The following is a 21,541-nucleotide window of genomic DNA, read 5'->3' as shown; positions in this document are numbered from 1 at the left end:
CTGAAATATGCTTTTCAGCAAGGTATTCTTATTACCCACTTTTTTCTCAGTGGAAAGAACACATAAGTTACACGTAAGCCTTTTTCTAAAAATAGGCAACAATTTAGTATTCGCTGGATAACTTTTTAAAATGGTGTACCTTTGGTAGCTGCTACCTACGGTTGTTGCGCGATGGAAAAGACTAAGTACAAAATAGTAAACATTAGCACTGCTACTTCAGCTTCACCCAAAGCTTCGGTGTTAATTATCTACACCGGAGGTACATTGGGAATGACCTACGATGAAGCAGGGGTACTAACTCCGTTCAACTTCTCCCGAACCGTAGAAAAAATACCGGCCCTGCGCCAATTTGATCTTCACCTCACTGTTATTTCTTTTCCACAACTGGTCGATTCGTCTAATATTCACCCCAAGCACTGGGTGAGCATGGCCTACATTGTGTACGAAAACTACCAACGCTACGATGGCTTTGTGGTGGTACACGGCACCGATACGATGGCCTATAGTGCCTCTGCCTTAAGCTTTATGTTAGAGGGGCTTAACAAACCCGTAATTTTTACCGGAGCACAATTACCCATTGGGTCCAAACGATCCGATGCTCAGGAAAACTTTATTACTGCTCTGGAAATTGCCAGTGCCCGGATAGACGGTAACCCTATTGTGCCCGAGGTATGCGTATACTTTGGTAGTCATCTACTCCGGGGGAATCGTAGCAGTAAACGGCAGAGCATTCACTTCGATGCGTTTACTTCCGAAAACTACCCAAGTTTGGCCGAAGCTGGGGTGCTGATCGATTATAATTTTCCGGCCATCCGCCCCTACAACCTCGACAGTGAGCTTATTTACCACGATCAGCTTGATCCCAACGTAGCCATTCTTAAACTTTTTCCCGGTATTAACCGGAAGGTGGTAGAGAGCATTTTACAGATTCCTGACTTAAAAGGAGTAGTATTAGAGACTTTTGGCTCGGGCAACGCCCCTACCGACGCTTTTTTGCTCGACAGTCTGAGCGATGCCATTGAGCATGGACTCACTATTTTAAATATATCGCAGTGTGCCGGAGGCAGGGTAATTCAAGGACGTTACCAAACCAGCAAAAGCTTAGAGAATATTGGAGTGGTCAGCGGAAAAGATATGACTACCGAAGCTGCCGTAACCAAATTAATGTTTCTATTGGGCACAGAAAGTTCTGTGGAACGTATCCGACAGCAACTTCCCCTTTCTATTTCAGGCGAAACATACTGATAGCACAATTCCAATTTTTGTAAAACGCCTTTCAGAGGCAGTAAACAGTTCTACAAAAGCGTGAATATTGCGAGCAATTTTACGCCTGTAATTGCAACAGTAGCCTTTCTTACAAAATTTTCGGAATAGAGCTTATTGTAAATTCATTGTAAAACCACCTGCTACTTGTCGCACCCGGTACAGCAAGTAATATTTTGCCAATTTTTTATAACTTTAGAAAAGAAATCGGCATTTTATCGTTTGGTTGTTAATATATTCACCGCATATATACGCTTGTACTAGAAAATATGGCAATATATCCAGAGGTTATTATATCATTTCATATCAGGTGATATTACAAAGCGATTTAGCTAGATTACTTGCATATGGCATAGATTATTGATTTATTTGTATTTGGCTGTGCCTTAAATTAATGATAATCAGCCTGCGAATGGGAGAGGTGGCCGAGTGGCTGAAGGTGCTCGCCTGGAAAGTGAGTGTACCCCAAAAGGGTACCGCGGGTTCGAATCCCGCCCTCTCCGCCAGATTTTACCAAAATTTTCATTAAATTCTATTTTTAATCGTTTCGTAACACTACAAAAACTGACTACTAAACACTTATGAAAAAGTTATTCGCACTAATTTTCATGGTAGGCTTCCTTGCACTTGGTCAAGCCAACGTACTACTAGCTCAAGATGCGGCGGAAGATACTACTGCAATGGCCGAAGATTCTACCATGATGGAAGAACCTGAGCCGGAACCAGAACCAGTACAAGAGTCGGCTGTTGCTGACAATCCCTTGGCTCCCCCAGCTTCTGATCAGACTTTTCACCAAGCAGTAAAGGAGAAGTTTATTGAGGGAGACTGGAAATTTATGTCGCCAGTACTTCTGTGTTTAATTCTGGGGTTGGCTATCGCTATTGAGCGTATTATTACGCTAAACTTAGCCACTACCAACAGCAAAAAGCTGTTAGTTAAAGTAGAAGATGCCCTTAACTCCGGTGGGGTTGATGCTGCATTGGATGTAACCCGCAACACCCGCGGACCGGTAGCGTCTATCTTCACCCAAGGACTGATGCGGATGACCGAAGGTATTGATATGGTGGAGAAGTCTATCATCTCTTACGGTTCAGTGGAAATGGGACGTTTGGAAAAAGGACTCGTTTGGATCTCACTTTTCATCTCTATTGCCCCGATGCTTGGTTTCATGGGAACGGTAATTGGTATGATCGGCGCGTTTGATGCTATTGAAGCAGCAGGTGACATCTCTCCTTCTCTGGTTGCGGGTGGTATTAAAGTAGCCCTACTAACTACGGTAGCTGGTCTGATTGTGGCTATTATTCTGCAATTGTTCTACAACTACTGCGTTTCTAAAATTGATAGTTTGGTTAACGAAATGGAAGACGCTTCCATTGCATTAGTAGACCTGCTAGTAAAGCATAAGCTTACTACTGGTGCTAAGTAAATTGTACTGACTAAATTATTCTGAAGAATTATTATGGCTGAATTTGTTTCAACATACGGATTATTTGCAGCATACATTCTAGTGGGTATCGCCCTAGTTGCTGCTATCGTACTACCGATCATTCAATCATTTAGTGACCCTAAGTCGCTATTGGGATCAGTAGTTGGACTGGTAATCATTGGTGTGATTTTCTTTATCGGATTCTCTATTGCCTCCGATGAAGTAACCAATGTGTATATGAATAATAAAGTTACCGAAGGAACCACCTCTCAAATAATTGGAGGAGCTATTATAACGATGTATATCATGGTTATTTTGGCTATCGTCGGAATCGTTATTACCGAAGTAACTAAAGTTTTTAAATAATATGGCTAGGAAAAAACGCAGCGGAGGCGAAGTGAGTGCCGGTTCTATGGCCGACATTGCCTTCCTACTCCTTATTTTCTTTCTGGTAACCACCACGATTGCTTCCGATAAAGGGTTAGCGATTTCGCTTCCGCCTAAGCCGGACCCCAATGAGCCACCACCCGATATTAAGTTCAATGAGCGCAATATATTTAAGGTGCTGGTTAACTCTCAAGACCGCATGTTGGTGGAAGGTGAACCGATGAACGATGCTTCTCAGCTAAGAGAGATGGTGCAAACCTTTGTCAACAATAATGGGCGTGATCCAGAATCTTCCGATAGCCCGACGAAGGCAGTAGTTTCTTTTAAGACCGACCGCGGTACTAGCTACGAGCGCTACATTGAAATACTGGATGAGCTACAGGGTGCTTACTACGATATGTATGCCGAACGTATGCAGTTGACTACTAAGCAAATCCGGGAGATTAACGAGCAAGAACCTAGCGTTCAGGACGAGTATAAGGAGTTAAAGAAAGAGCTTCCTATGCAGATATCTATTGCTGAACCATCTAAAGTGGGAGGTAACTAATGTCAAAATTTAAGAAAAAATCATCGGCCAGCCAGGAGATTCCAACTTCAGCATTGCCCGATATTATTTTCATGCTGCTCTTCTTCTTTATGGTAACTACCGTTCTGCGGGAAACTACTATTCTGGTAGAACAAAATTTGCCTAGAGCCGAGCAGTTACGGAAAATGCAGAAGAAATCTTTGGTAAGCTATATCTACATTGGTAAACCAAAGGATACTGACCGCTACGGTGGTGAGCCCCGGATTCAAACCAATGATGTACTAATCTCTACTGACGATGTGGTGCAATTTGTGGAAGCCGAACGAACCAAATTAAGTGAAGCCGAACGCAACCAGATCACGATGTCATTAAAAGTAGACGATGGTGCCAAGATGGGCTTAGTTTCTGATGTTCAGCAAGAACTTCGCGAAGCAAACGCACTGAAGGTACTTTACAACACTCCCCCCGAAGCTCCGGAGTAGTGTAAATCTGTCGATCATAGAATTTTAGCCTTCTTACTTCGGTAAGAAGGCTTTTTTGTTTTAGAGCTTAATAATGAAAAGAAGCAGTATGCGGTTTTACCGTACGCGCAATAGGCTACTCAATAAAAGTCTTGAGCGGAGGCACAAACCCGTCGGTTACTTTTGAAAAACTTTGTGCTATTTGAAGCAGGCGGTAGTCTGACCATTTTTTGGCGTGTAGTTGAACGCCAACAGGCATCCCGTTTTTCTTCCGGCCAATAGGAATTACTACAATAGGATGACCCGAAAGCGCGGTAGTAAATGTATACGAGGCAATAGCATCAGTGTAACTCACTTTGTTTCCATTGATAGTAAACGGAATACCTGCTCTCTGATGCGGAAACGCTTCCAAAGCGGCTACGGGAGTTATCCACACATCGTACTGATGAAAAAACTGATGGTAGATATTAGAAACAGCATCTTTGTAGTTGAGTGTTTCTGCGTACTCTTTGGCAGAAGCCCTAATACCTTTGGAAATTCCCCGAGACCAAGTGGCATCGCGGTACTTCAGTCGAATGAACCAATAGAGAAAGCTACTAGCGAAGGGCAACTGGGGCATGTTGATCGCAAACTCATGACCCGTAATTTTTCCGCAGGTATAGTAGGCTTCATCTTCATCGTACACGGGATAATCATACGCAACGCGGTGCCCCTTTTCTTTCACTTTTTCTACAAATAATTGAAATAGATTCAAATACTCTTGATCCAACAAAGCATCGTTCAGTGATTCGGCAACGGCAATATTTAACAGTTTCTCACCATCCCAGCTATTATTTTGAAACGGTACCGGAGGAATTTCAGCTAAGGGATTGGTCGAATTATTCCAAAGCACCTTCATCATTAGCAGTAGATCGTCTACGTTTTTAGCCAGTGGCCCCGCTACCGTAATCTGCCTGTGTCCTTGAGGCTTACCAGGAAACCTAATATGCCCTTGGTTAGAGAGTGCGTGCTCCGTAGGCCGAATACCACATATTCCGCAGAAATGGGCAGGTACTCGGATTGATCCCCCTTGGTCACCACCCAGTTCAACTGGGCTAAACCCAGCAGCTACGGCGGCAGCGGATCCGCCGGAACTACCGCCGGGTACTCTTTGGTAGTCATAAGGATTATTGGTTTGCCCGTTCCAAAAATTAGTTGCCTGCCAATCTATGCTGAAGAGGGGAACGTTTGTCTTTCCCATAATAATTGCGCCCGCAGCTTTTAGCTTTTTTACCAATTCGGCATCTTCATTGGCCACGAAATTCCGGTAGAGCGGATGACCATTAGAAACTTTTAGCCCTTTTACCCAAAAATTATCCTTAATCGTCATTGGCAAACCATGCAATGGGCCGGGTTGACCTTCACGTAGTGCCTGATCTTTTTCCTGAGCTTCCGTTAGCAAATCTTCTCGAGTACGAAGATCAAAGATAGCGTTGATATCTGGATTGTACTGCTCAATCTGTCCCAGAAAAGCGGTTACTACGTCAGTCACTGCACATTCCTTTGATTGGATTCTCCGAACAATCTCACTGGCACTCGCGTAGATGATTTCCCTCTGCATATTTACTCCTTTCACTTTTCCCGCCCAGAAGTAACTGATACGGCTTTGTGCTACAAAGAAAAAGACTTTAGCATGAACTGTACTTGATAATTATCAAAAAAGCTTCATTGGTTGGCTCTTACTCTACTGAGTGTTTCTTGAGAAATTCCCAGATACGATGCAATATGCTTCAAGTCTACTCTTTGAATGATAGCAGGGTTTTGAGCCAGAAGATGCTCGTAGCGTTCTCGGGCGGTATGAAATAAAAGTCCCTCTATTCTCTCGGCCAGATCAATATAAACATGCTCTAGAAATATCCTTATCGTCCGCTCAAGGGCTGGATTCTTTTCCAAAAGTTGATAGAGGTCGTAATAATGAATTTTTATTAACTGCGAGTCTTCCAACACCTCAATAGTATAGCGACTTCTTTTTCTTTGAATGAAACTATCTATTGCGGTAATAGCTCCGTAGTCTGTAGCAATATGAGCCGTAATATCTTTTCCGTCCCTATAATAAAATGTTCGGACAACGCCAGACTCAATAAAAAATAAATGATCACAAACAGTTTGCCCACGGTGTAAGATTGCTTTTCGAGGGTAGTGCTCCCGTTGAATGATCGCTTGCAGATCCGCAACTATCTGACTGTAGCTTACTTTTTCCAAATCGATTCGGCTATAGCTAGTTCTGGGCAAAGATTAAGTACTGCCAAGGGGCTAAGGTTAGCGGTGCTTCTGTTGACAGTTCGTACGACTGCTCGGTAAAGTAGTCAGTGTAGGTGCCAACTACGCTAGCATCTGTTAGCTGCAACTCTTGGGGTTGGGCAGAGAAGTTCATTACCCCAATTACTGAATTATTGTCTTTTTGCCGTTTAAAGGCGTACACATCAGGACCCTCATTAATACGCTGCGGAAACCCACCTACTTTGCCTGCCCACAGAGCCGGATTTTCCTTCTTTAGTGCTACTAACTTAGTATAGAACGGTTGTAGCTGCTGGGAGTCGCTCCAATCGATGGTGTCTTTTTCAAAGAATTTCAATCGCTTATCTAACCCCACTTCCTGCCCACTGTACAGCATCGGAATGCCGTAGGCTGAAAAAATAAACGCAGCAAAGGTCTGGTGTCCGTCGCCGTAACGTTCAAACACCGTTCCGTTCCAGGAGTTCTCGTCGTGGTTAGTAATCATTGTCATCCGTAGCGGGTGCTGACCATATTCTTGTAAGTCCTTCAAAATCCAATTAGCTAGCGTATCAGCATTGGCCTCGCCCTTCCCTACTTTATCGGTTAAGTGCAACAGCTCCCAAGCGTAAGTAGCATCAAACTCTAGGTGCATTCGGGCTCCATCCCACTCGGCGAGCCAGAATAAATCTTTGATCGGATCAAGTTCGGCCGTGGCTTCTTCCCAAAAGTAGAGTGGAATCTCGTGGCCAGCGTGATCGCATCGGAAACCGTCAATATTGAATTTCTCTACCCAATACTTCATGTCAGCAATCATTTCCCGGCGGGTCTGCGAATTAGTATGATCGAGTAACGCAATATCGGTCCAGTCGGCTTCATAGGTAATGTTGCCTTCTTCATCTTTAGCGTAGTAATCGGGGTGCTCAGTAATCCAGGGATGATCCCAGGCAGTATGGTTCGGTACCCAATCCAGAATCACGTACATTCCCATTTCGTGAGCTGTATCTACCAAGCGTTGAAAATCATCAGCAGTACCAAATTCGGGATTTACCGTTCGGTAGTCGCTAATAGAGTAGTAGCTACCAAGCGTCCCCTTGCGGTTCTTCTTACCAATAGGTTGCACGGGCATAATCCACAAAATACCAATACCCATTTCTTGCAAGCGAGGCATATCGTCAATAAAGGCACTCAAAGTACCTTCGGCGGTATGCTGCCGAATGTTGACTTCGTAAACAGTAAGCGCAGAAGCTTTTTCGGGAAATTGCTCAGTGGTTACCGTGTCTGTTTCTACTTCAGTGGTTGGACTAGCTTGAGGTTGACAAGCGGCAATCAATAACGTCAGGCATAATCCTGAAATAATCATCAATCTCATAATTGGTGTAGTGTAATTCCTATTAGCACTGCAAAATAATAAATATTTGCGGGGAATTAATGGGATGCGAGATACGAAAGAGTAGGAAGTGTACAGCGTTAAAAGTTAAAGATCAATAGCAATCTAGTCACCCACCTTTACCGACAGGGCCTCCGCCACCAGAACAGATCTAACAGCTAAGCGATCAGCAATTCAATAACCCATAACTCTTTGTGGAAAAAGGGAAAGGTTCGGGCATATTTCTGTGACAGGTAACTGATCTACAATACTTGTGATGATACTTTCCAGTGTAGTTGCGTACGTTATTTGGGTAACCACCCCGGAACGATCAGCCGATGTCACCTCCTCTACTTTTACTGAGTAGGTAGTTTGATCGGCCAGCCCCGTAAGCAGAATAGAGTCTTTGGTTGCTTCAAAAGCATTGTATCCTTCTACCACTTGGCTAAACATTTCGTCATTAGCAACTGTCAATATGTAAGGCGTATAAGCTGAATCGCCCTCCCACTGAATTACAAAACCGCTATCAGTAATCTCCTGAGCTTCCCTTAACTAAATAGGAGACTGATAGAGCAAACTAGTCCGCTAAGTATTGCTGCTTTGTTCATATTGATATGGATGATATTACTCACTAAGCTATGTTCAAAAACCGGGCGAATACACTATATTTTATGTAGACTTTTACGTTATAAGCTTCCCAAGAACAGCATAGTATTGCTAAGCAATATCAATTGCGCCATCACGGAGTCAAGTTAGGGTAAGCCTAGTAACCAACTGAGCGTAGGAAACCTTTTAGTGGGGGTAATTTAGAGGTAGGGTTATACTGGAGAGTTGGAAAACCTCGCTGGATATGGTAACAAATCAGGCCAATCTTTACTTATAAAATAGGAATCAATAATTTTTTTTATCTAACTAACACTCTTATCCATGAACGAATTAGGAAACGCTACTTTTGAAAATTACGTGGGCCTAGAGCAAGGCTATTCCGAAATGGCGTATCAGATGGTTGCTCACGTACTCACGTTAGGGTACGCTGTAATGCTAGCTTCATTATTGTACTTTGTACTCACCCTGAAGCAGGTCGCCCCCAAATATCGAATGTCAAACATTCTTTCGGTGGTGGTTATGGTTTCAGCTTTTTTACTGCTCTACGTACAAGCGCAAAACTGGACTACCGCATTTGAGTTTGATATTGAACGAGGCAAATACTACTTGGCTTCTGGCGCAGATCTATTCAACAATGGCTATCGCTACTTAAATTGGTTGATTGATGTCCCTATGCTATTGTTCCAGATTTTATTTGTAGTGTCACTTACCAAAAGTAGCTTTAGCAGTGTACGTAATCAGTTTTGGGTATCGGGTACGCTGATGATTGTCACCGGCTACATTGGCCAATTTTACGAAGTAACCGATATCGTAAAATTCGCCATTTGGGGAGCCATTTCCACCGTATTTTTTGGTCATATTCTTTGGTTGATGCGTAAAGTAATCCGCGAAGGACAAGAGGGAATTCCGGCTGATGCTAAAAGCACACTCGGTGCCATTTGGGTACTATTTTTGATTTCTTGGATGCTATATCCGGGTGCTTACCTCATGCCACACTTGCTGGGTATTAACGGGGCATTTTTTAACGAAACCGGAGTGGTAGCTCGGGAAATTACTTACACCATCGCTGATGTTTCATCTAAAGTGATTTACGGAGTACTACTAGGAGTAGCTGCTCAGCAACTGAGTAAGGCTGAAGGGTACGTATACGAACGCCAGGGCGAAGAAAAACTTAGCGTATAGTTTAACCATACGCGATTGTTCTATTAAGAGGTTAGCTAATAAGTTCTTCGCTTATCAGCTAACCTTTTTTATTCCTATTACGCTATAACTACAAAAAATTCTCTCGAGAATTTTGGTGATGAGCCACGAAAGCTTCGGCATAAGCACAACCGTACTCCATGCCCCGAAACTCTTCCATCTTGCCATGATCGTTAAAATATTCTTGCTCAATATTTTGACTCACATGAGCAAAGCAAGCCTGGTGCTTCTTTTCCCGTACTGAGCTTATGTCTAAATAATGAGTAGGAGAAAAATTCTGGGTCTGGATACCTGACACAACTTCATAGTAGTACAGTGCTGCTTTTTGCCCCGATTGCAGCCAAGCATCATGGATCAATAATGAACACACCCGGTGGTCGCGATGCGTATCAATTGGCCAGTGGGTGAAAATTACATCTGGCTGCTCTTTCTGTAGATAGTCGGTTACCTTTTGGTACCACTCGTTATTAATCTCAGTGCTTCCGTCTACTTGCCCCAGAAAATACGGGGTTGCCCCTAGTATTTCACAAGCAGTTTTAGCTTCTTTTGTCCTGATTTCAGCCGCAGCATTAGCAGCGGTATCGGGTATTCCAGCTTCTCCACGGGTTAAATAGCAAGATATTACTTGGTGCCCCTCTTTGGCCAGCAACGCCATTAATCCGCCACAGCCTGTTTCAGGATCGTCAGGATGTCCTCCGGCTACCAAAACTTTTTTATTTTGAATAGATGAATTTCTAGGTTGGGCCAGTCCCGATATGCTTACACCTAATGTAGCTAAAGCAGATGAGCCGGAAGTTTTGAGCAATTTTCGACGGGATAGCTGCTTCATAGGTAGTATAGTGAGAAGCAAATATACAAGAAATAGTGCTTCCGTCGGCAAGAGGAGAAGCTGTTTCAATTAGTTTCTTTGAGCTATCAAACCAATAACCAAAACAGCTTCTGATATCACTAGGCGAACTACCGCTTATCGCGATATTTCTTGGTCAGAACCCTCTTGCCTAAGAACGGAATAAGTAGACTAACCCAGCTACGCTAAACGCAACTCCAGCTGCCACAGCGGCTGTTACTCCGCGGTGAGTAGTCGCCTGTACTTCCAAGCTACTTTCTTTTGCTTCATCATCGAAAGAACCGTGAGCCCCCCGATCTTCCGCAATAGGCTCCCACAGATTGTGCGGACGATCGAAATTTTCCGGTTGGTGGGTTTGCTGTCCTGAATAGCCCACTTTAGCCAATAGGCGATCTAGCACAGCGGGAATAAAGGTATTGCCTAATGAGGTTTGCAGGGGCCCTGCGCCTACAAATACAGTACGCCGCTTATTATGAGCTGCGTAATAAATAGCCTGGGCAGGCACTTCCGGTTGATAAATTTTACCCATTGGCTTACCCTTCTTCGGCAAGCGAGATTTCACCCAATTAAACTGAGTGGTATTAATCGCCGATAGATGCACCATCGTCAGATGAACATCACTATTATCATGAAATAATTCAGACCGGACTGAATCAAAAAAACCGTTGGTGGCGTGTTTAGAAGAACAGTAAGCCGACTGGAGCGGGATACCTCGGTAAGCCAATGCGGAGCCAACCAACACAATAGTACCCCGGTTACGGGGTTTCATTCGTTTGAGGGCAGCCATGGTACCGTAAACCATACCCAGAAAGGTAACATCTACCACTCGTTCAAATTCCTCGGGAGTCATCTGCTCAAACGGGGAAAAAACACTTTGCATAGCATTATTTACCCAAACATCAATTGGCCCGAACGTGTCTTCCACTTGCTGGGCAGCGTGCTCTACTTGAGCGTAATCCGATACATCAGTTTTAATAACTAAGGCTTCGCCCCCAAGAGCTTCCACATCACGGCGGGCTCCTTCCAAACCAGCTTCTCCCCGAGCGAGTAAAGCAACTTTATATCCGTTTTTAGCAAATTCACGGGCGGTAGCGCGACCTACTCCGCCGGAAGCTCCGGTAATGACTACTACCGAAGAGGCAATACTTTCTGGCATAAACAGTTAGATTATGTAAGTTTAAAAAATAAGTATACGTAAAAATGTGCGAAGTAGATATACTCTACTTGTTGTTTGTATCGCCAGTGTGATCTTGACTTTCAGTCTCCACAAAACTAAGATTATAGAGCACCATAATCAAAATAATGAGGGGCACCACATGAAGTACAAAATCTTGGTGAAACTCTAAAAATAACAGCACATCATTCAAACTATACAGATTGAACCATTCCATTGTACTAAAAATTATCTACCTACTAACTATCTAATAGTATATAGTATAATGCAGTTTAATAGAAATTGTTGCATTATCTTGCCATCTAGCTCGGGGTAGATTGTACTATAATAGCAGAATTATCGTGAGTTTAGAAAAATAATATACTGCGTGCAATATTAAAAAAGGCTATATTCAGAATATTATTCGGATGGCTACGGAGTATTATAGGATATAAGTAAGTTAATATACTAGCGTTTTGGTAGTATTTTTATATTATAATTTTTCGCAATACAATATTCCACTATCACCTTCTTCAGTTATAAAAAAGGGCAAGTGTACTGTTTTACCAAACTTCCTACTGAAATACTAACTTACCTGACCGACTGACAACTTGGTTTTGTTGATCGTAGAGATAAAAACGGAAAGGATATACACCCGGCATTAGGGTAGCCGGAATATCAGTCACCAACGAGCAACGAATGGTTAGGTTTTGGTCAGGTTGATCGAAGCCTTCCTGCCACTTAGCAATTAGCTCTCCAATGGGTGAGAACAAATGAATTTCAACTCGGTTGGGTTTACTTTCTGAACTTACCGAAAAATTGAACGATACCTCATCAGCCGTAGGGTTAGGATACACTGAAAAACTTTCTAGAATAAACACCGAATCAGCCACGATAGTAAATTCTAGCGTTTGCTGACTGCTATTAAGATACGTGTCTGATGCTTGTAACGTAAGGCTGTGCCTTCCCGGCGGTAGATAGGAAAGAGGAAAAGTGATGCTACCGGCTTGAAAGTTATCCAACGCAGTTTCGTACCAATCTTGAATTTCTTGGCTTTCATTTCCATCAATGGATAAACGAATAGCATATTCGCCGGGTAACGTATTTATTCCACTAGGATCAGCCAATTCTACCAACAGCGTCGGGCGGTTATAAACTGTCGTTGTGGTGGGGTAGCTAACTTGGTTTAGAAATAATTGTATTTGGGGCGGAGAAACATCCCCCTCAGCATTTACTGGCTCCCCACCTAAGGCAAATTGACCGAAGTGCCCCATTGCATCCACTTGTCGTTGGATATCTTCTGCGTACAGTTGAATATTTCCACTGCCTACCTCAGAAGATAAATTTTTTGGGATGCGTAACGTAGCCGTAAATATGCCATCTTTCACCGTGGCTTTTCCTTGAAAAAGCCGGGCACTTTGGTCGATATACGCTAGCACCTCGGTGCCTTCTGTTCCCAACGTAAATTGTTGTTCAGGCTGGGCGAAGAAATCCAGATAAACAATACCATTAAATTGATTATCATGCCCGCTATTTTGTTGTACCTCGCCTTGCAAAGTGACGTGTTGTAACGGGCGCAAAGTGTCGCCGTAAGCTGGAGACGTTTGCCAACTGGTAATAGTGACCGTTCGCTCGGGAATTGCCAGAGCCATAGATGGGTCACCGAGCAGCGTAAAGTTGCGGTTTGAGGTGCCCGATACGCCCCGGTTTTTCGTTTCCCGAAAAATATCCCCTAAGCGAATCGGGAACATTCTGGCTTCGTGCCCAGTATGCTGCGTAAACACTTCGTAGAAGGCTGAGCTCAGCTCGAAGTTGGCTCCGGTAAATACCGGACGGGCGGTAGTGAGCATCGCAATTGCCCCGCCTTCCGGATGTAGTAACGCCCGTTCGGCGCCCGATTGTCGGCGAGGATCATCGTAGCGACCAAACTCACAGGTAGCCGTCAGGAAGATAGGAAGACGATCGTGATTCCTCCATCCATCAATCATGGCTAAGTCTAAAATTCGCTCATCAGTCCAAGCGGTTTCTCCTCCGTGTCCAATAAAGTCTACCAAGAAAACTCCCTTCTCAATCTGTTGATCTAATTTTTCGCGAACAAGCGGTGCCGAATGCTCTTCCTGCGGATAAGCATCCATAAACAGGCGCTCCGCATGGAACATTGTCTGTGATTCGGTTTGGGAAGCCAGAAAGTCAGAACGGCTTTGGTGCTTATTTTCGTCCCCATCGTCGGCCACAAACAGCAACTGTTGCTTCCACTTTCCGAATGTCTTCGGGCTAGAGGCGTAATGAATCAGTTTATCCACCACAATAGCGGCTTCTTCGGAAGTGTTTACCGGAATGCGTCCAATAGCCACATCCAGATTATGAGGGACGGAGTGGGTAGACTCCTGCCATTCTCCCTCCTGTACTTCCAGAAAACCAAAGTAGTCATCCGAAGCATAACTATGGACGTTGTGTAACGATTCGTACGACTGATAGGTGGGCACTACGTTGGTATTCTCTTCCGTATTCAAATAATTGTAAGAGGCATCGCCGAATAATATAACGTAGCGCAAAGCATCACCCTGATGGTAGAGATGCCGAATATAATTGCGAATCGCAGTTACATCTTGCCGCCCGGCTGAGAATGTGCGATAAATATCCGTAAGCAATATAACCTGAGTAACGAGGCCATCGTGCTCTCGCCGAAACTGAGCCAGTCGCTTGGCCTGACCTTGCAAAGCTTCGGTAGTGACAATTAGTAGTTCAGGAGGTTGTGCGTTGAGAATATTATGGTGATTCACTTGTGCAGTGAAGGTTGGTCGCCCTATTACCGCCGATGGCTCAAACATCACATATTCGCGAGCAGTATCGGCAAATACCTGAAATCTGGCTTGTGCATTCACCAAATTCCACTGCTGCTGTTGCACCCGCAGCGGATCCGTAACATCCCAGATCAACATTTCGGCAGTAGGCTGCTGAACCCGAAACTGAGAGACACTATGCGTACCCATTAGTGGATTTCGGAAATGAGTAAGCTGACCTTGGTAGCGAAGTGGCTGCGATACATTGAGCGTTACATAATCCAGATAACCAGCTCCACCGTCGGTTACTGAACTAATTTGTACCGATAAGGCATTAGAACCTTCATGGTCAAGCTGAATGGTATGTAGCTCAGTAGCTGACCGCCCCCGGTAGCCGTACAATGTTTGTTGAGCCGCCCCCAGCTCTAGCGTACCGGCCGATTGTTGATTCAGAGAAACCTCGTAGCGAGAAGTTCTACTAGAAATAGAAATCAACGATGTTTGTAATTTCGCCTCTAACCCAGAGACAATTACTCCGGTTGAAAAGGGAATTGTTTGAGTAGGATTTTCTTCTTCAAAGGCTTCGCCGAACCACTCGCGCCCGGAATGAACAATATTGGTTCTGTTCTCCTCGTAGTGGTATATTCCCACGTAGTTTTCAATCGGTGCCCCCCAACCGAAAGCTAAACTTGGTTTCTTAGGAACGAGATTCGGTGGCTTATCTTCAACTGTCACAAACAGAAAATTTTCTCGGGCGTAGGGATTCTGATCTACTGCGTAGAAATTATTGAGCAAGTCATACTCTGTTTGATCCGGCCCTTCGGCATACACCAGAAGGTAATCATCCTGATTGAACACACTATCGGCCAACCCTACCGGATGAATAGCCAGTTCGGTAAGCTGATGGGCTGCCGCTGAATTACTCTGCGGTAAAGCTCCCCCGCGTTGACCATAAACATGAATCTGATTAGGATTTAACTGGTCAACTGCTAACCCGGCCTTCTTCAGTAGCTTATAGTCGAACCGATAAACGCCGTTTTCTGTAATCTGAAACTGATAGACTTCCCCTTCGGGCATCTGCCCCCAACTCGGGGTAGTTAGCCCTAAAAGAAGAATAAAGATATAAGGTAATGGTATGAAGAAAAAAAACAACAAGCTACTCTTCCCCTTTCGTAAAGAGGACAAGGGGGATTTGAGAAATTCGCAACTATCTCCTGCGCTACCCAATTACCTTATTCATTTTTAGTACGTACCACCAACTTTACGTTGGTTCCAATCTTCGTTATCGGCAAAAGTAGGTAATTCCCGAGGAACCTGATTTACCTGAGCCGTATCTGTCAGGGACTCCATGAAGGCCACGAGGTCGGCTTGCTCTTGGTCAGTTAGGTTGAGCGGATCCGGCGGCAGTGTTTGGTAGGGCACATCCAATCCCATACCTTCTCCGCCACCTTGGTTGTAGAAGTCAACCACTTCCTCCAGTGTTTCATACACTCCGTTGTGCATATATGGGGCAGTCAATGCGACATTTCGTACGGTAGTGGTTTTGAATGAATGTCGGTAGAAATCTACGTATTCCTTAATTACTCCCAAAGCCCGTCCCAAATCATCATCTATCACCATCGTTGCGGTATCTGTCGTGTTGGGTACTCCCAACACTTCCGATTCTGATTCATGGTAGATTGGGGGAACCAAGCCATTGAAAGTGGGAGCGAAATGACAAGTGCCACAAGCCGCTTTACCCATAAACAAATTAAACCCTCGCTTCACTGAGGCATCCAGCGATTCTTGCTCATCCCGCACGTACTGATCAAAAGGAGATGACAAGCTTTTCAGAGAAACAATATACGTAGCCAGCGCAGTCGTCAGCGTGTGTTTATTTACTGGGTCATCCTTCATTTCGGGAAAGGCCTCGGAAAACATAGCTAGGTAGTCTTCACTTCGCTGAATTTTTTCAAAAACCGCCAAATAGCTAGTCTGAAACTCTCGATGATCGTAAACAACGTGATCCATCTGATCTTCTAACACTTCAGAACGCAAATCATAAAAGTAACGATCAGCGTAGGCCGCGTTGAGCAAAGTTGGAGCATTTCGTTTTACGGTTCCCTCGCTGTTGGTTGCCAGGCTCCTAGCCAGACCATCGGTAAAGGCTTTTTCCGGCTGATGACAAGAGGCGCAGGAGCGTTCGTTATTATTAGACAGAAGAGGGTCAAAGAAGAGGGTTCGCCCTAGCTGCACGGCGGCACCAGTATAACTTTGAGAAGACATCCGCGTGTAGTAAAACGGATTCAGAAAGTCTTCGTCGAAAATATTTTTAGCAAAGTAATTAATAGCGTGTTTGTGGTAGGGCGATGCAGTTTCGTAGTAGGTTTCAATTTGCAGTGCTAACTGAGCGTCTAGCAAATCGGCGTACAGCGGATTAATATAACCCTTTAGAAAACCAAGGCGATCAAACGTATCAAAATCTTGATTTTTTGCCAGATAATCTACTGCTTCGGCGACCGTACTTTCTAACCTTTGAGCAAGATTAGCATTTTTTACCCCTACCAGCGGAATATATAGTTGAATGGCTTTTTGGAGCGAAACTAATACTTGAGAAGCCTCCGGCAATGAGTTAGCCAGCACAGGAGAATCAAAGCCGGTAACACCTAAGGTAAATACCCGAATCAGTGCCATACGAGCTGCTTCAATCACTTGGCGATCAGTAAGATACGTTTGACGTAAATACGATAGCTCCTGAGCACTTCGGCTTAAGGCTGCGGTATAGGCTATGATCGCTTCTTTTTCCTCTAAAGGATTCTCACTGAATAGTGTCTCTTCTAGTATCTGGAAACCCTCCGGCTCAAGAATACTTAGTTGAGGTGCGTTAGGTTCTAGCGACAATAAAGGTGCCCCATTGATGTTGTTTCCAATGAATTCTTCATCAAGGTAAGCTGCCAAGAATTCAATTGTTTTGTAGGCATATCGGGCATTGATGAAAGCTTGTTGGGCTTCCTTCAGATTAGCTTCGGTAAGTTGAGACGTGCTATGATGCAATCGCTCGCAAGCTATCTGAAAGGTATGTAGATCTTCCAGAAACTGGGTTTTTACTTCAGCCGCCGGACTCAGCGATTGATTTTTCTCGGGACGAAATGAGGTGATTATTACTCCGATAAATAGTAGTAGTGAAAATACGAGTAGAAGTCGTTTCATAGATGAAAGGGTTGGGAGGAAAAAAGGCTAAAGCGCAATACACTTTAGCCTTTTGCTATGTCTGAAATATTATTCCAAGATAAATTTAGCTCCAACTGCCTTCTGAGATTCAAGGCCGTAAGCTCTCATAATGTAGGCACCCGGTTGTAGGTCGTGAACATCTACTTCAGTTACGTTACGCACTACGCGTAGACGACGACCCATTACATCGTACAATGCCATGTCTACACGCTCATTAGTCCGAAGTACGCGCTGAACATGGTCTGCCCAGAATTTTAGTCCCTCTACTTCGGTCACTTGATCGTCAATAGAGGTGATAGCGGCTACCGCATCATCCCATCCGGTGATAGCGTAGGTAAGCGAGTTATTATAGGGGAAAGGGTTGTCAGTAGATGGGTGCTGAGAGTTTAGTAGCAGTGTTTTTCCATCAGGAGTAGGTTGAGCACCCGTTACTTCAGCCCCTACAGGTACAATTGAAATACGTACTAAGTCATCTACCGTAGGATTTGACTTGTTCATATCCAGTAAGAATGCTTCGCAAGTGCGGTTGCTAATTCCAGCGGGCACTCGGGCGTTTGAAGTACCATTCAGGTCTTCATTGATAACCATGTACGGCTGGCCATTTACAACCATCACGTTTAACCCATCAGGGTTCGTCAGATGCTTATTAGGATAAGCAGCTACCTCAGGGGATTCTTCGTAGAAAGGACCACCATTTAGGTAGGTCTCTACTTTATCAGTAGCCGGATCGTACACCAGGACACGCCCGTAGTAGTCGTTAAAGAAGCCAGCGCGAACAAAGTCAATCACTTGCTCATCGGTTTTAGCTTCTAAGTTGGGGTGACGTGCCCGTACTGGCTCCAACCAGTGGTAGTCTAATGTACCACCTATTGCCGCTGCCTCTGAGAAGCGATCTCGGATGTTATCACGTCCGGTCTCTGACATATATACTTTTCCATCGTACTGGGTAAGCCACTCTAAACGATTGTACATAGTAGCTCCTCTCATAAGAGCCGAATCAGCGAAGTACAGCATTTCGTCTAGAGACATGTTGTTCATCTCTACCCAGTTACCGTTGATAGAATCATTCAAGTCATGCTTGTATACGTAAGTGGTACCTCGGGTAAAATCGCCCGGAGTATCGGCTATAAATTTAGTAAACAGACCAGGGGTAGCATCTGCCCCTAAGTAAACAGTTTTATTATCGGGCATGATAGCTCCCCCTTCAAATGGTTGGCGTCCCCAGTTGTACTGCTTGCGAACCGCTTTTGCTTCGCGGGGGTCGATCTCTACCATATAATTGAAGTTCTGGTACTTCGCAACAGTAGACCCAGCAAACTCACCAGGAAGATCAGTGGTAATTGTAAAATCTGATGTGTCGGTAACGCCACCACCGTCGCGATAGATTGACCCGTTGCTGGTTCGGAACCACTCTTCCGCCGTCCAGATACGCCCGTCAACTGGAGAAGTAATTCCTCCGCAGTTCATACCAGTTTCGCCTACAGTGTTCACGAAGTCTACGTTAAAGTATTTACCACTACGCCCGTCGGCTAGGGTTTGCTCAACAATTTCCAGCGTATCGGTATTAGGATCGCGGCGTACCTTAAAGATGGTCATTCCGCCACCGTCACCGATGCTATCGTTCGCCAAAATCATTTCGTGGTTGACCGAGATCCAACCCAGATCGTCACTATCAGGGTCAGGGGTAAACCCGATGAAATCGTGCCACTGCTTCGCCAGGGCTTCACCAGCCGCATTGCCGTAGGTAGCCGTAGTTTGAACCTTATCGGACTGACCAACAAACAGAACTTGATACTTGAGCGGTGAGGGAGGCATCACCACGGTTTCGGGTAGCCAAGCAGTGTCCACTTCGACATCGAAAAAAAACTGGCCATAAGAATTATAGCAGAAAAACATGGCTGCTAACAGAGATAAGTAATACTTTTTCATGATAAAATTTAGAGGTTGTACTGTTGATGAAAACGGTATAAAAGTAGCATTATACCCGCCTCTGGCAGTTACCTCAACTTTACCATTATGTGAATGAATTATTACCTGTGTTAAGCAATTGTTATTTTTCTAACAAACTTCACAAAATATTTTTTTTACAAAACTTTATTTATAAGGAACAAGATAGTAGCTAACAGAATGGAGCTTACCTTCCGTAATCCAGCGTTCATTCAGAGCAGGAATGCCTAAAAAAACCAAGTATCCATTAGTCATTTAATTATGGTGATTTTCTATTCTTTTTCTTCTCAATAACATCGCGGATACGAGCCGCACTTTGGTAATCCTCTTTCGCGAGTAATTTGGCTAATAAAGTTTCTAGCTCTTTCAATGGATAGTCGGAGAAAGGCCCCTTTTTACTTACTACTGTAGATGACTCATTGGTAAATCCTGCGATATCGAGCACTTCGGAAGTGGTGTAAATAGGGCAAGCAAAGCGTACCGACAGGGCTACGGCATCAGAACTCCGGGCTTCTATGGTAAGCACCTGTCCCGACGAATTCTTTAGCTGAAGGTTAGCATAAAATATAGTTTCTTCCATTTTATAAATAAAGACTTCTTCCAGGGTAGCCTGGAGGGCTTCTAGTGTTTGCTTAAACAGGTCGTGAGTAAGCGGACGCTGAGGCTGCATATTTTCCAGTGCCATTGCAATCGCCTGAGCTTCAGCTTTCCCAATAACAATGGGCAACCGTCGTCCGCCAGAACGCTCTTCCAGTATCAACGCGAAGTTGCCCGGATGCGATTCGCTATCAGTGAGAGCTACTACGTCTAAAGCTATTTTTTCCATAACCAGTACTTCATGGAAACCGGAGTCGGGAGACCGGAAAAGGTGTTTGAGTAGCAATATGTAAATACGTTGTAAACTTGTGCATCAGTGAATATTAACTTATGTGGTAGATGCAGAGTTCCGGTTTCCCGAATCCGGTATCCGGTCTCCGCTAATCAATACGATGCGATGATTCCCAGTATCAGCAATAGCCATCGTTTTTCCGTATACGGATACTGAGAACGGCCAGTACAATGCCCCTTCTGTTCCGTTAATTGTCTCCGCGTTTTCGCTACCCGTGGCAAAATCCTTGGGGCCGATTAAACCATCAGCGAACTGATTATGCTGTTGAGGTAACTTATTAAACCGCAATAACCGACTATTGCCGGTATCGGCTACCCATAAACCACCTTCATCAAAACAACTATCGTAACACCAATTCAACGTATTCGCCTGAGGAAATAATCCAAACTGATTTTGCCCGTTCGCTTCCCAATCAGGCTGACCGATAATTACCGAGGCTGATTGATCAAAAGCCTCCTGCCAGCTTTCCCACAGTAATACTCGGTAGTACTGTGTATCGGTTATAGCTAATTGCCCTTGCGGACTAAGCTTCACTGAATACGGCCAAATGGGTTGCGTATGGTCGTAATCCCGCTCCTGAAAATTATCCTTGCCAATTAATTTATCCGCTGGAGCGTTGTTTTTGATCGGAATTTGATCGTAGTACAAAACGCGACGGTTACCCGTATCAGCTACCCACAAATGCTCCCCATCCGAAGTGAGTCCGTAGGGCCAATACAACGTATGCTCAGAAGGAGAACTTCCTACTCCCTTCTGATTAGGTTCATTACTCACAAAATTCGTTTGCCCCAGCACTACATCAGCAGGTTGGCCAGATTCGGTGGGAAACTCGTGCCAGATTAGAACTCGATGATTCCAAGCATCGGCTACGGTCAGCACTTGGCCGTCACCCCATAATCCGGAGGGATATTGCAAAGTAGAAGCACTTACTCCACTTCCCTGATTACGTCCGGTAGCGGTTGTTTCCCCTTGCCCTAAAATTACATCGGGAGACTGAAACTCTTCAGTAGGTAACTGATTCCAGATAAAAACCCGGTTCTGCCCGGTGTCCGACACTAGCAACTTATTGCCCAGCAAATGTACCCCGCGAGGAGCCAAAAATGGGCTGTCGGGTGCTCCCTTAAAAATACGAAGTTGAGGGTTAGTATTAGGAAGATGGATAGGCATAGGTCACTGGTCACTGAGTTACACGTTTGGCAGGTTGCAGATTAGAATAACAA

At 44.5% G+C, this 21,541-nt stretch carries 17 protein-coding genes and 1 tRNA gene; 7 read left to right on the top strand and 11 right to left on the bottom strand.

The features are described from left to right. Nucleotides 1-171 precede the first annotated feature (171 nt). The 6 genes from P0M28_RS20150 to P0M28_RS20125 all read left to right on the top strand — a co-directional run bounded on the left by P0M28_RS20150 (nt 172) and on the right by P0M28_RS20125 (nt 4,085). Nucleotides 172-1,245 (top strand): asparaginase, encoded by a 1,074-nt coding sequence (locus P0M28_RS20150; protein ID WP_302210923.1) that lies wholly within the window; start codon nt 172-174, stop codon nt 1,243-1,245. 433 nt (nt 1,246-1,678) lie between these two features. Further along, nucleotides 1,679-1,769: transfer RNA gene (locus tag P0M28_RS20145), tRNA-Ser, on the top strand. Between the two features lie 75 nt (nt 1,770-1,844). Continuing rightward, nucleotides 1,845-2,690, top strand: a complete 846-nt coding sequence (locus P0M28_RS20140; RefSeq protein WP_302204599.1) for a MotA/TolQ/ExbB proton channel family protein — start codon at nt 1,845-1,847, stop codon at nt 2,688-2,690. Between the two features lie 33 nt (nt 2,691-2,723). After that, a complete protein-coding gene (locus tag P0M28_RS20135; protein WP_302204597.1) occupies nt 2,724-3,056 on the top strand; it encodes a hypothetical protein in 333 nt (110 codons plus the stop codon). A gap of 1 nt (nt 3,057) precedes the next feature. Beyond that, nucleotides 3,058-3,624 (top strand): ExbD/TolR family protein, encoded by a 567-nt coding sequence (locus P0M28_RS20130; RefSeq protein WP_302204595.1) that lies wholly within the window; start codon nt 3,058-3,060, stop codon nt 3,622-3,624. Further along, nucleotides 3,624-4,085 carry an ExbD/TolR family protein gene (locus P0M28_RS20125; protein WP_302204593.1) on the top strand — a complete coding sequence of 154 codons (462 nt, stop codon included), beginning with the start codon at nt 3,624-3,626 and terminating at the stop codon, nt 4,083-4,085. The genes P0M28_RS20130 and P0M28_RS20125 overlap by 1 nt, the downstream gene beginning before the upstream one ends. Nucleotides 4,086-4,200: 115 nt before the next feature. On the opposite strand, the gene P0M28_RS20120 is transcribed toward P0M28_RS20125, so the two are convergent. From P0M28_RS20120 to P0M28_RS20105, 4 genes are all read right to left on the bottom strand, one after another. Next, nucleotides 4,201-5,664 carry an amidase gene (locus tag P0M28_RS20120; protein WP_302204592.1) on the bottom strand — a complete coding sequence of 488 codons (1,464 nt, stop codon included), beginning with the start codon at nt 5,662-5,664 and terminating at the stop codon, nt 4,201-4,203. Nucleotides 5,665-5,768: 104 nt separating this feature from the next. Beyond that, entirely contained in the window at nt 5,769-6,305 is a 537-nt protein-coding gene (locus P0M28_RS20115; RefSeq protein ID WP_302204591.1) for a Crp/Fnr family transcriptional regulator, read from the bottom strand. Between the two features lie 16 nt (nt 6,306-6,321). Beyond that, nucleotides 6,322-7,689 carry an alpha-amylase family glycosyl hydrolase gene (locus tag P0M28_RS20110; protein ID WP_302204590.1) on the bottom strand — a complete coding sequence of 456 codons (1,368 nt, stop codon included), beginning with the start codon at nt 7,687-7,689 and terminating at the stop codon, nt 6,322-6,324. Nucleotides 7,690-7,881: 192 nt separating this feature from the next. Beyond that, the gene (locus tag P0M28_RS20105; RefSeq protein WP_302204589.1) at nt 7,882-8,160 is read right to left on the bottom strand and encodes a hypothetical protein; all 279 of its coding nucleotides are present in this window, start codon (nt 8,158-8,160) and stop codon (nt 7,882-7,884) included. Nucleotides 8,161-8,613: 453 nt separating this feature from the next. Between P0M28_RS20105 and P0M28_RS20100 the strand changes: the two genes are divergently transcribed. Beyond that, the gene (locus P0M28_RS20100) at nt 8,614-9,474 is read left to right on the top strand and encodes a bacteriorhodopsin (protein ID WP_302204587.1); all 861 of its coding nucleotides are present in this window, start codon (nt 8,614-8,616) and stop codon (nt 9,472-9,474) included. Nucleotides 9,475-9,562: 88 nt separating this feature from the next. Here P0M28_RS20100 and P0M28_RS20095 read toward each other — a convergent pair whose 3' ends face one another. The 7 genes from P0M28_RS20095 to P0M28_RS20065 form a co-directional block, all read right to left on the bottom strand. Next, nucleotides 9,563-10,321, bottom strand: a complete 759-nt coding sequence (locus tag P0M28_RS20095; protein WP_302204586.1) for a PIG-L deacetylase family protein — start codon at nt 10,319-10,321, stop codon at nt 9,563-9,565. A 169-nt stretch (nt 10,322-10,490) separates the two neighbouring features. Continuing rightward, nucleotides 10,491-11,495, bottom strand: a complete 1,005-nt coding sequence (locus P0M28_RS20090; RefSeq protein ID WP_302204585.1) for an SDR family oxidoreductase — start codon at nt 11,493-11,495, stop codon at nt 10,491-10,493. 572 nt (nt 11,496-12,067) lie between these two features. Beyond that, nucleotides 12,068-15,352 (bottom strand): type IX secretion system sortase PorU, encoded by a 3,285-nt coding sequence (porU, locus tag P0M28_RS20085; RefSeq protein ID WP_302204583.1) that lies wholly within the window; start codon nt 15,350-15,352, stop codon nt 12,068-12,070. A 165-nt stretch (nt 15,353-15,517) separates the two neighbouring features. Continuing rightward, complete coding sequence (locus P0M28_RS20080) at nt 15,518-17,464, bottom strand: cytochrome c peroxidase (protein ID WP_302204581.1); 1,947 nt, start codon at nt 17,462-17,464, stop codon at nt 15,518-15,520. Nucleotides 17,465-17,533: 69 nt separating this feature from the next. Then, nucleotides 17,534-19,414: an alkaline phosphatase PhoX gene (locus tag P0M28_RS20075; RefSeq protein ID WP_302204579.1), complete on the bottom strand. Its 1,881-nt coding sequence runs from the start codon at nt 19,412-19,414 to the stop codon at nt 17,534-17,536. Between the two features lie 277 nt (nt 19,415-19,691). After that, entirely contained in the window at nt 19,692-20,258 is a 567-nt protein-coding gene (locus P0M28_RS20070) for a bifunctional nuclease family protein (protein WP_302204577.1), read from the bottom strand. 99 nt (nt 20,259-20,357) lie between these two features. Next, entirely contained in the window at nt 20,358-21,488 is a 1,131-nt protein-coding gene (locus P0M28_RS20065) for an NHL repeat-containing protein (RefSeq protein ID WP_302204576.1), read from the bottom strand. Nucleotides 21,489-21,541 lie beyond the last annotated feature (53 nt).

Origin of the sequence: Tunicatimonas pelagia (assembly GCF_030506325.1) — a bacterium.
In the GTDB taxonomy this organism is placed as follows: domain Bacteria; phylum Bacteroidota; class Bacteroidia; order Cytophagales; family Cyclobacteriaceae; genus Tunicatimonas; species Tunicatimonas pelagia.
Note: the sequence above shows the minus strand (reverse complement) of the source record. Positions and strands in the feature narration are given on the sequence as shown.

Bases quoted from the DNA above. Each gene is read 5' to 3' on its own strand.
- P0M28_RS20150 (WP_302210923.1), top strand. From the start codon at position 172: ATGGAAAAGACTAAGTACAAAATAGTAAACATTAGCACTGCTACTTCA.
- P0M28_RS20140 (WP_302204599.1), top strand. From the start codon at position 1,845: ATGAAAAAGTTATTCGCACTAATTTTCATGGTAGGCTTCCTTGCACTT.
- P0M28_RS20135 (WP_302204597.1), top strand. From the start codon at position 2,724: ATGGCTGAATTTGTTTCAACATACGGATTATTTGCAGCATACATTCTA.
- P0M28_RS20130 (WP_302204595.1), top strand. From the start codon at position 3,058: ATGGCTAGGAAAAAACGCAGCGGAGGCGAAGTGAGTGCCGGTTCTATG.
- P0M28_RS20125 (WP_302204593.1), top strand. From the start codon at position 3,624: ATGTCAAAATTTAAGAAAAAATCATCGGCCAGCCAGGAGATTCCAACT.
- P0M28_RS20120 (WP_302204592.1), bottom strand. From the start codon at position 5,664: ATGCAGAGGGAAATCATCTACGCGAGTGCCAGTGAGATTGTTCGGAGA.
- P0M28_RS20110 (WP_302204590.1), bottom strand. From the start codon at position 7,689: ATGAGATTGATGATTATTTCAGGATTATGCCTGACGTTATTGATTGCC.
- P0M28_RS20100 (WP_302204587.1), top strand. From the start codon at position 8,614: ATGAACGAATTAGGAAACGCTACTTTTGAAAATTACGTGGGCCTAGAG.
- P0M28_RS20095 (WP_302204586.1), bottom strand. From the start codon at position 10,321: ATGAAGCAGCTATCCCGTCGAAAATTGCTCAAAACTTCCGGCTCATCT.
- P0M28_RS20090 (WP_302204585.1), bottom strand. From the start codon at position 11,495: ATGCCAGAAAGTATTGCCTCTTCGGTAGTAGTCATTACCGGAGCTTCC.
- porU (WP_302204583.1), bottom strand. From the start codon at position 15,352: ATGCCCGAAGGGGAAGTCTATCAGTTTCAGATTACAGAAAACGGCGTT.
- P0M28_RS20080 (WP_302204581.1), bottom strand. From the start codon at position 17,464: ATGAAACGACTTCTACTCGTATTTTCACTACTACTATTTATCGGAGTA.
- P0M28_RS20075 (WP_302204579.1), bottom strand. From the start codon at position 19,414: ATGAAAAAGTATTACTTATCTCTGTTAGCAGCCATGTTTTTCTGCTAT.
- P0M28_RS20070 (WP_302204577.1), bottom strand. From the start codon at position 20,258: ATGGAAAAAATAGCTTTAGACGTAGTAGCTCTCACTGATAGCGAATCG.
- P0M28_RS20065 (WP_302204576.1), bottom strand. From the start codon at position 21,488: ATGCCTATCCATCTTCCTAATACTAACCCTCAACTTCGTATTTTTAAG.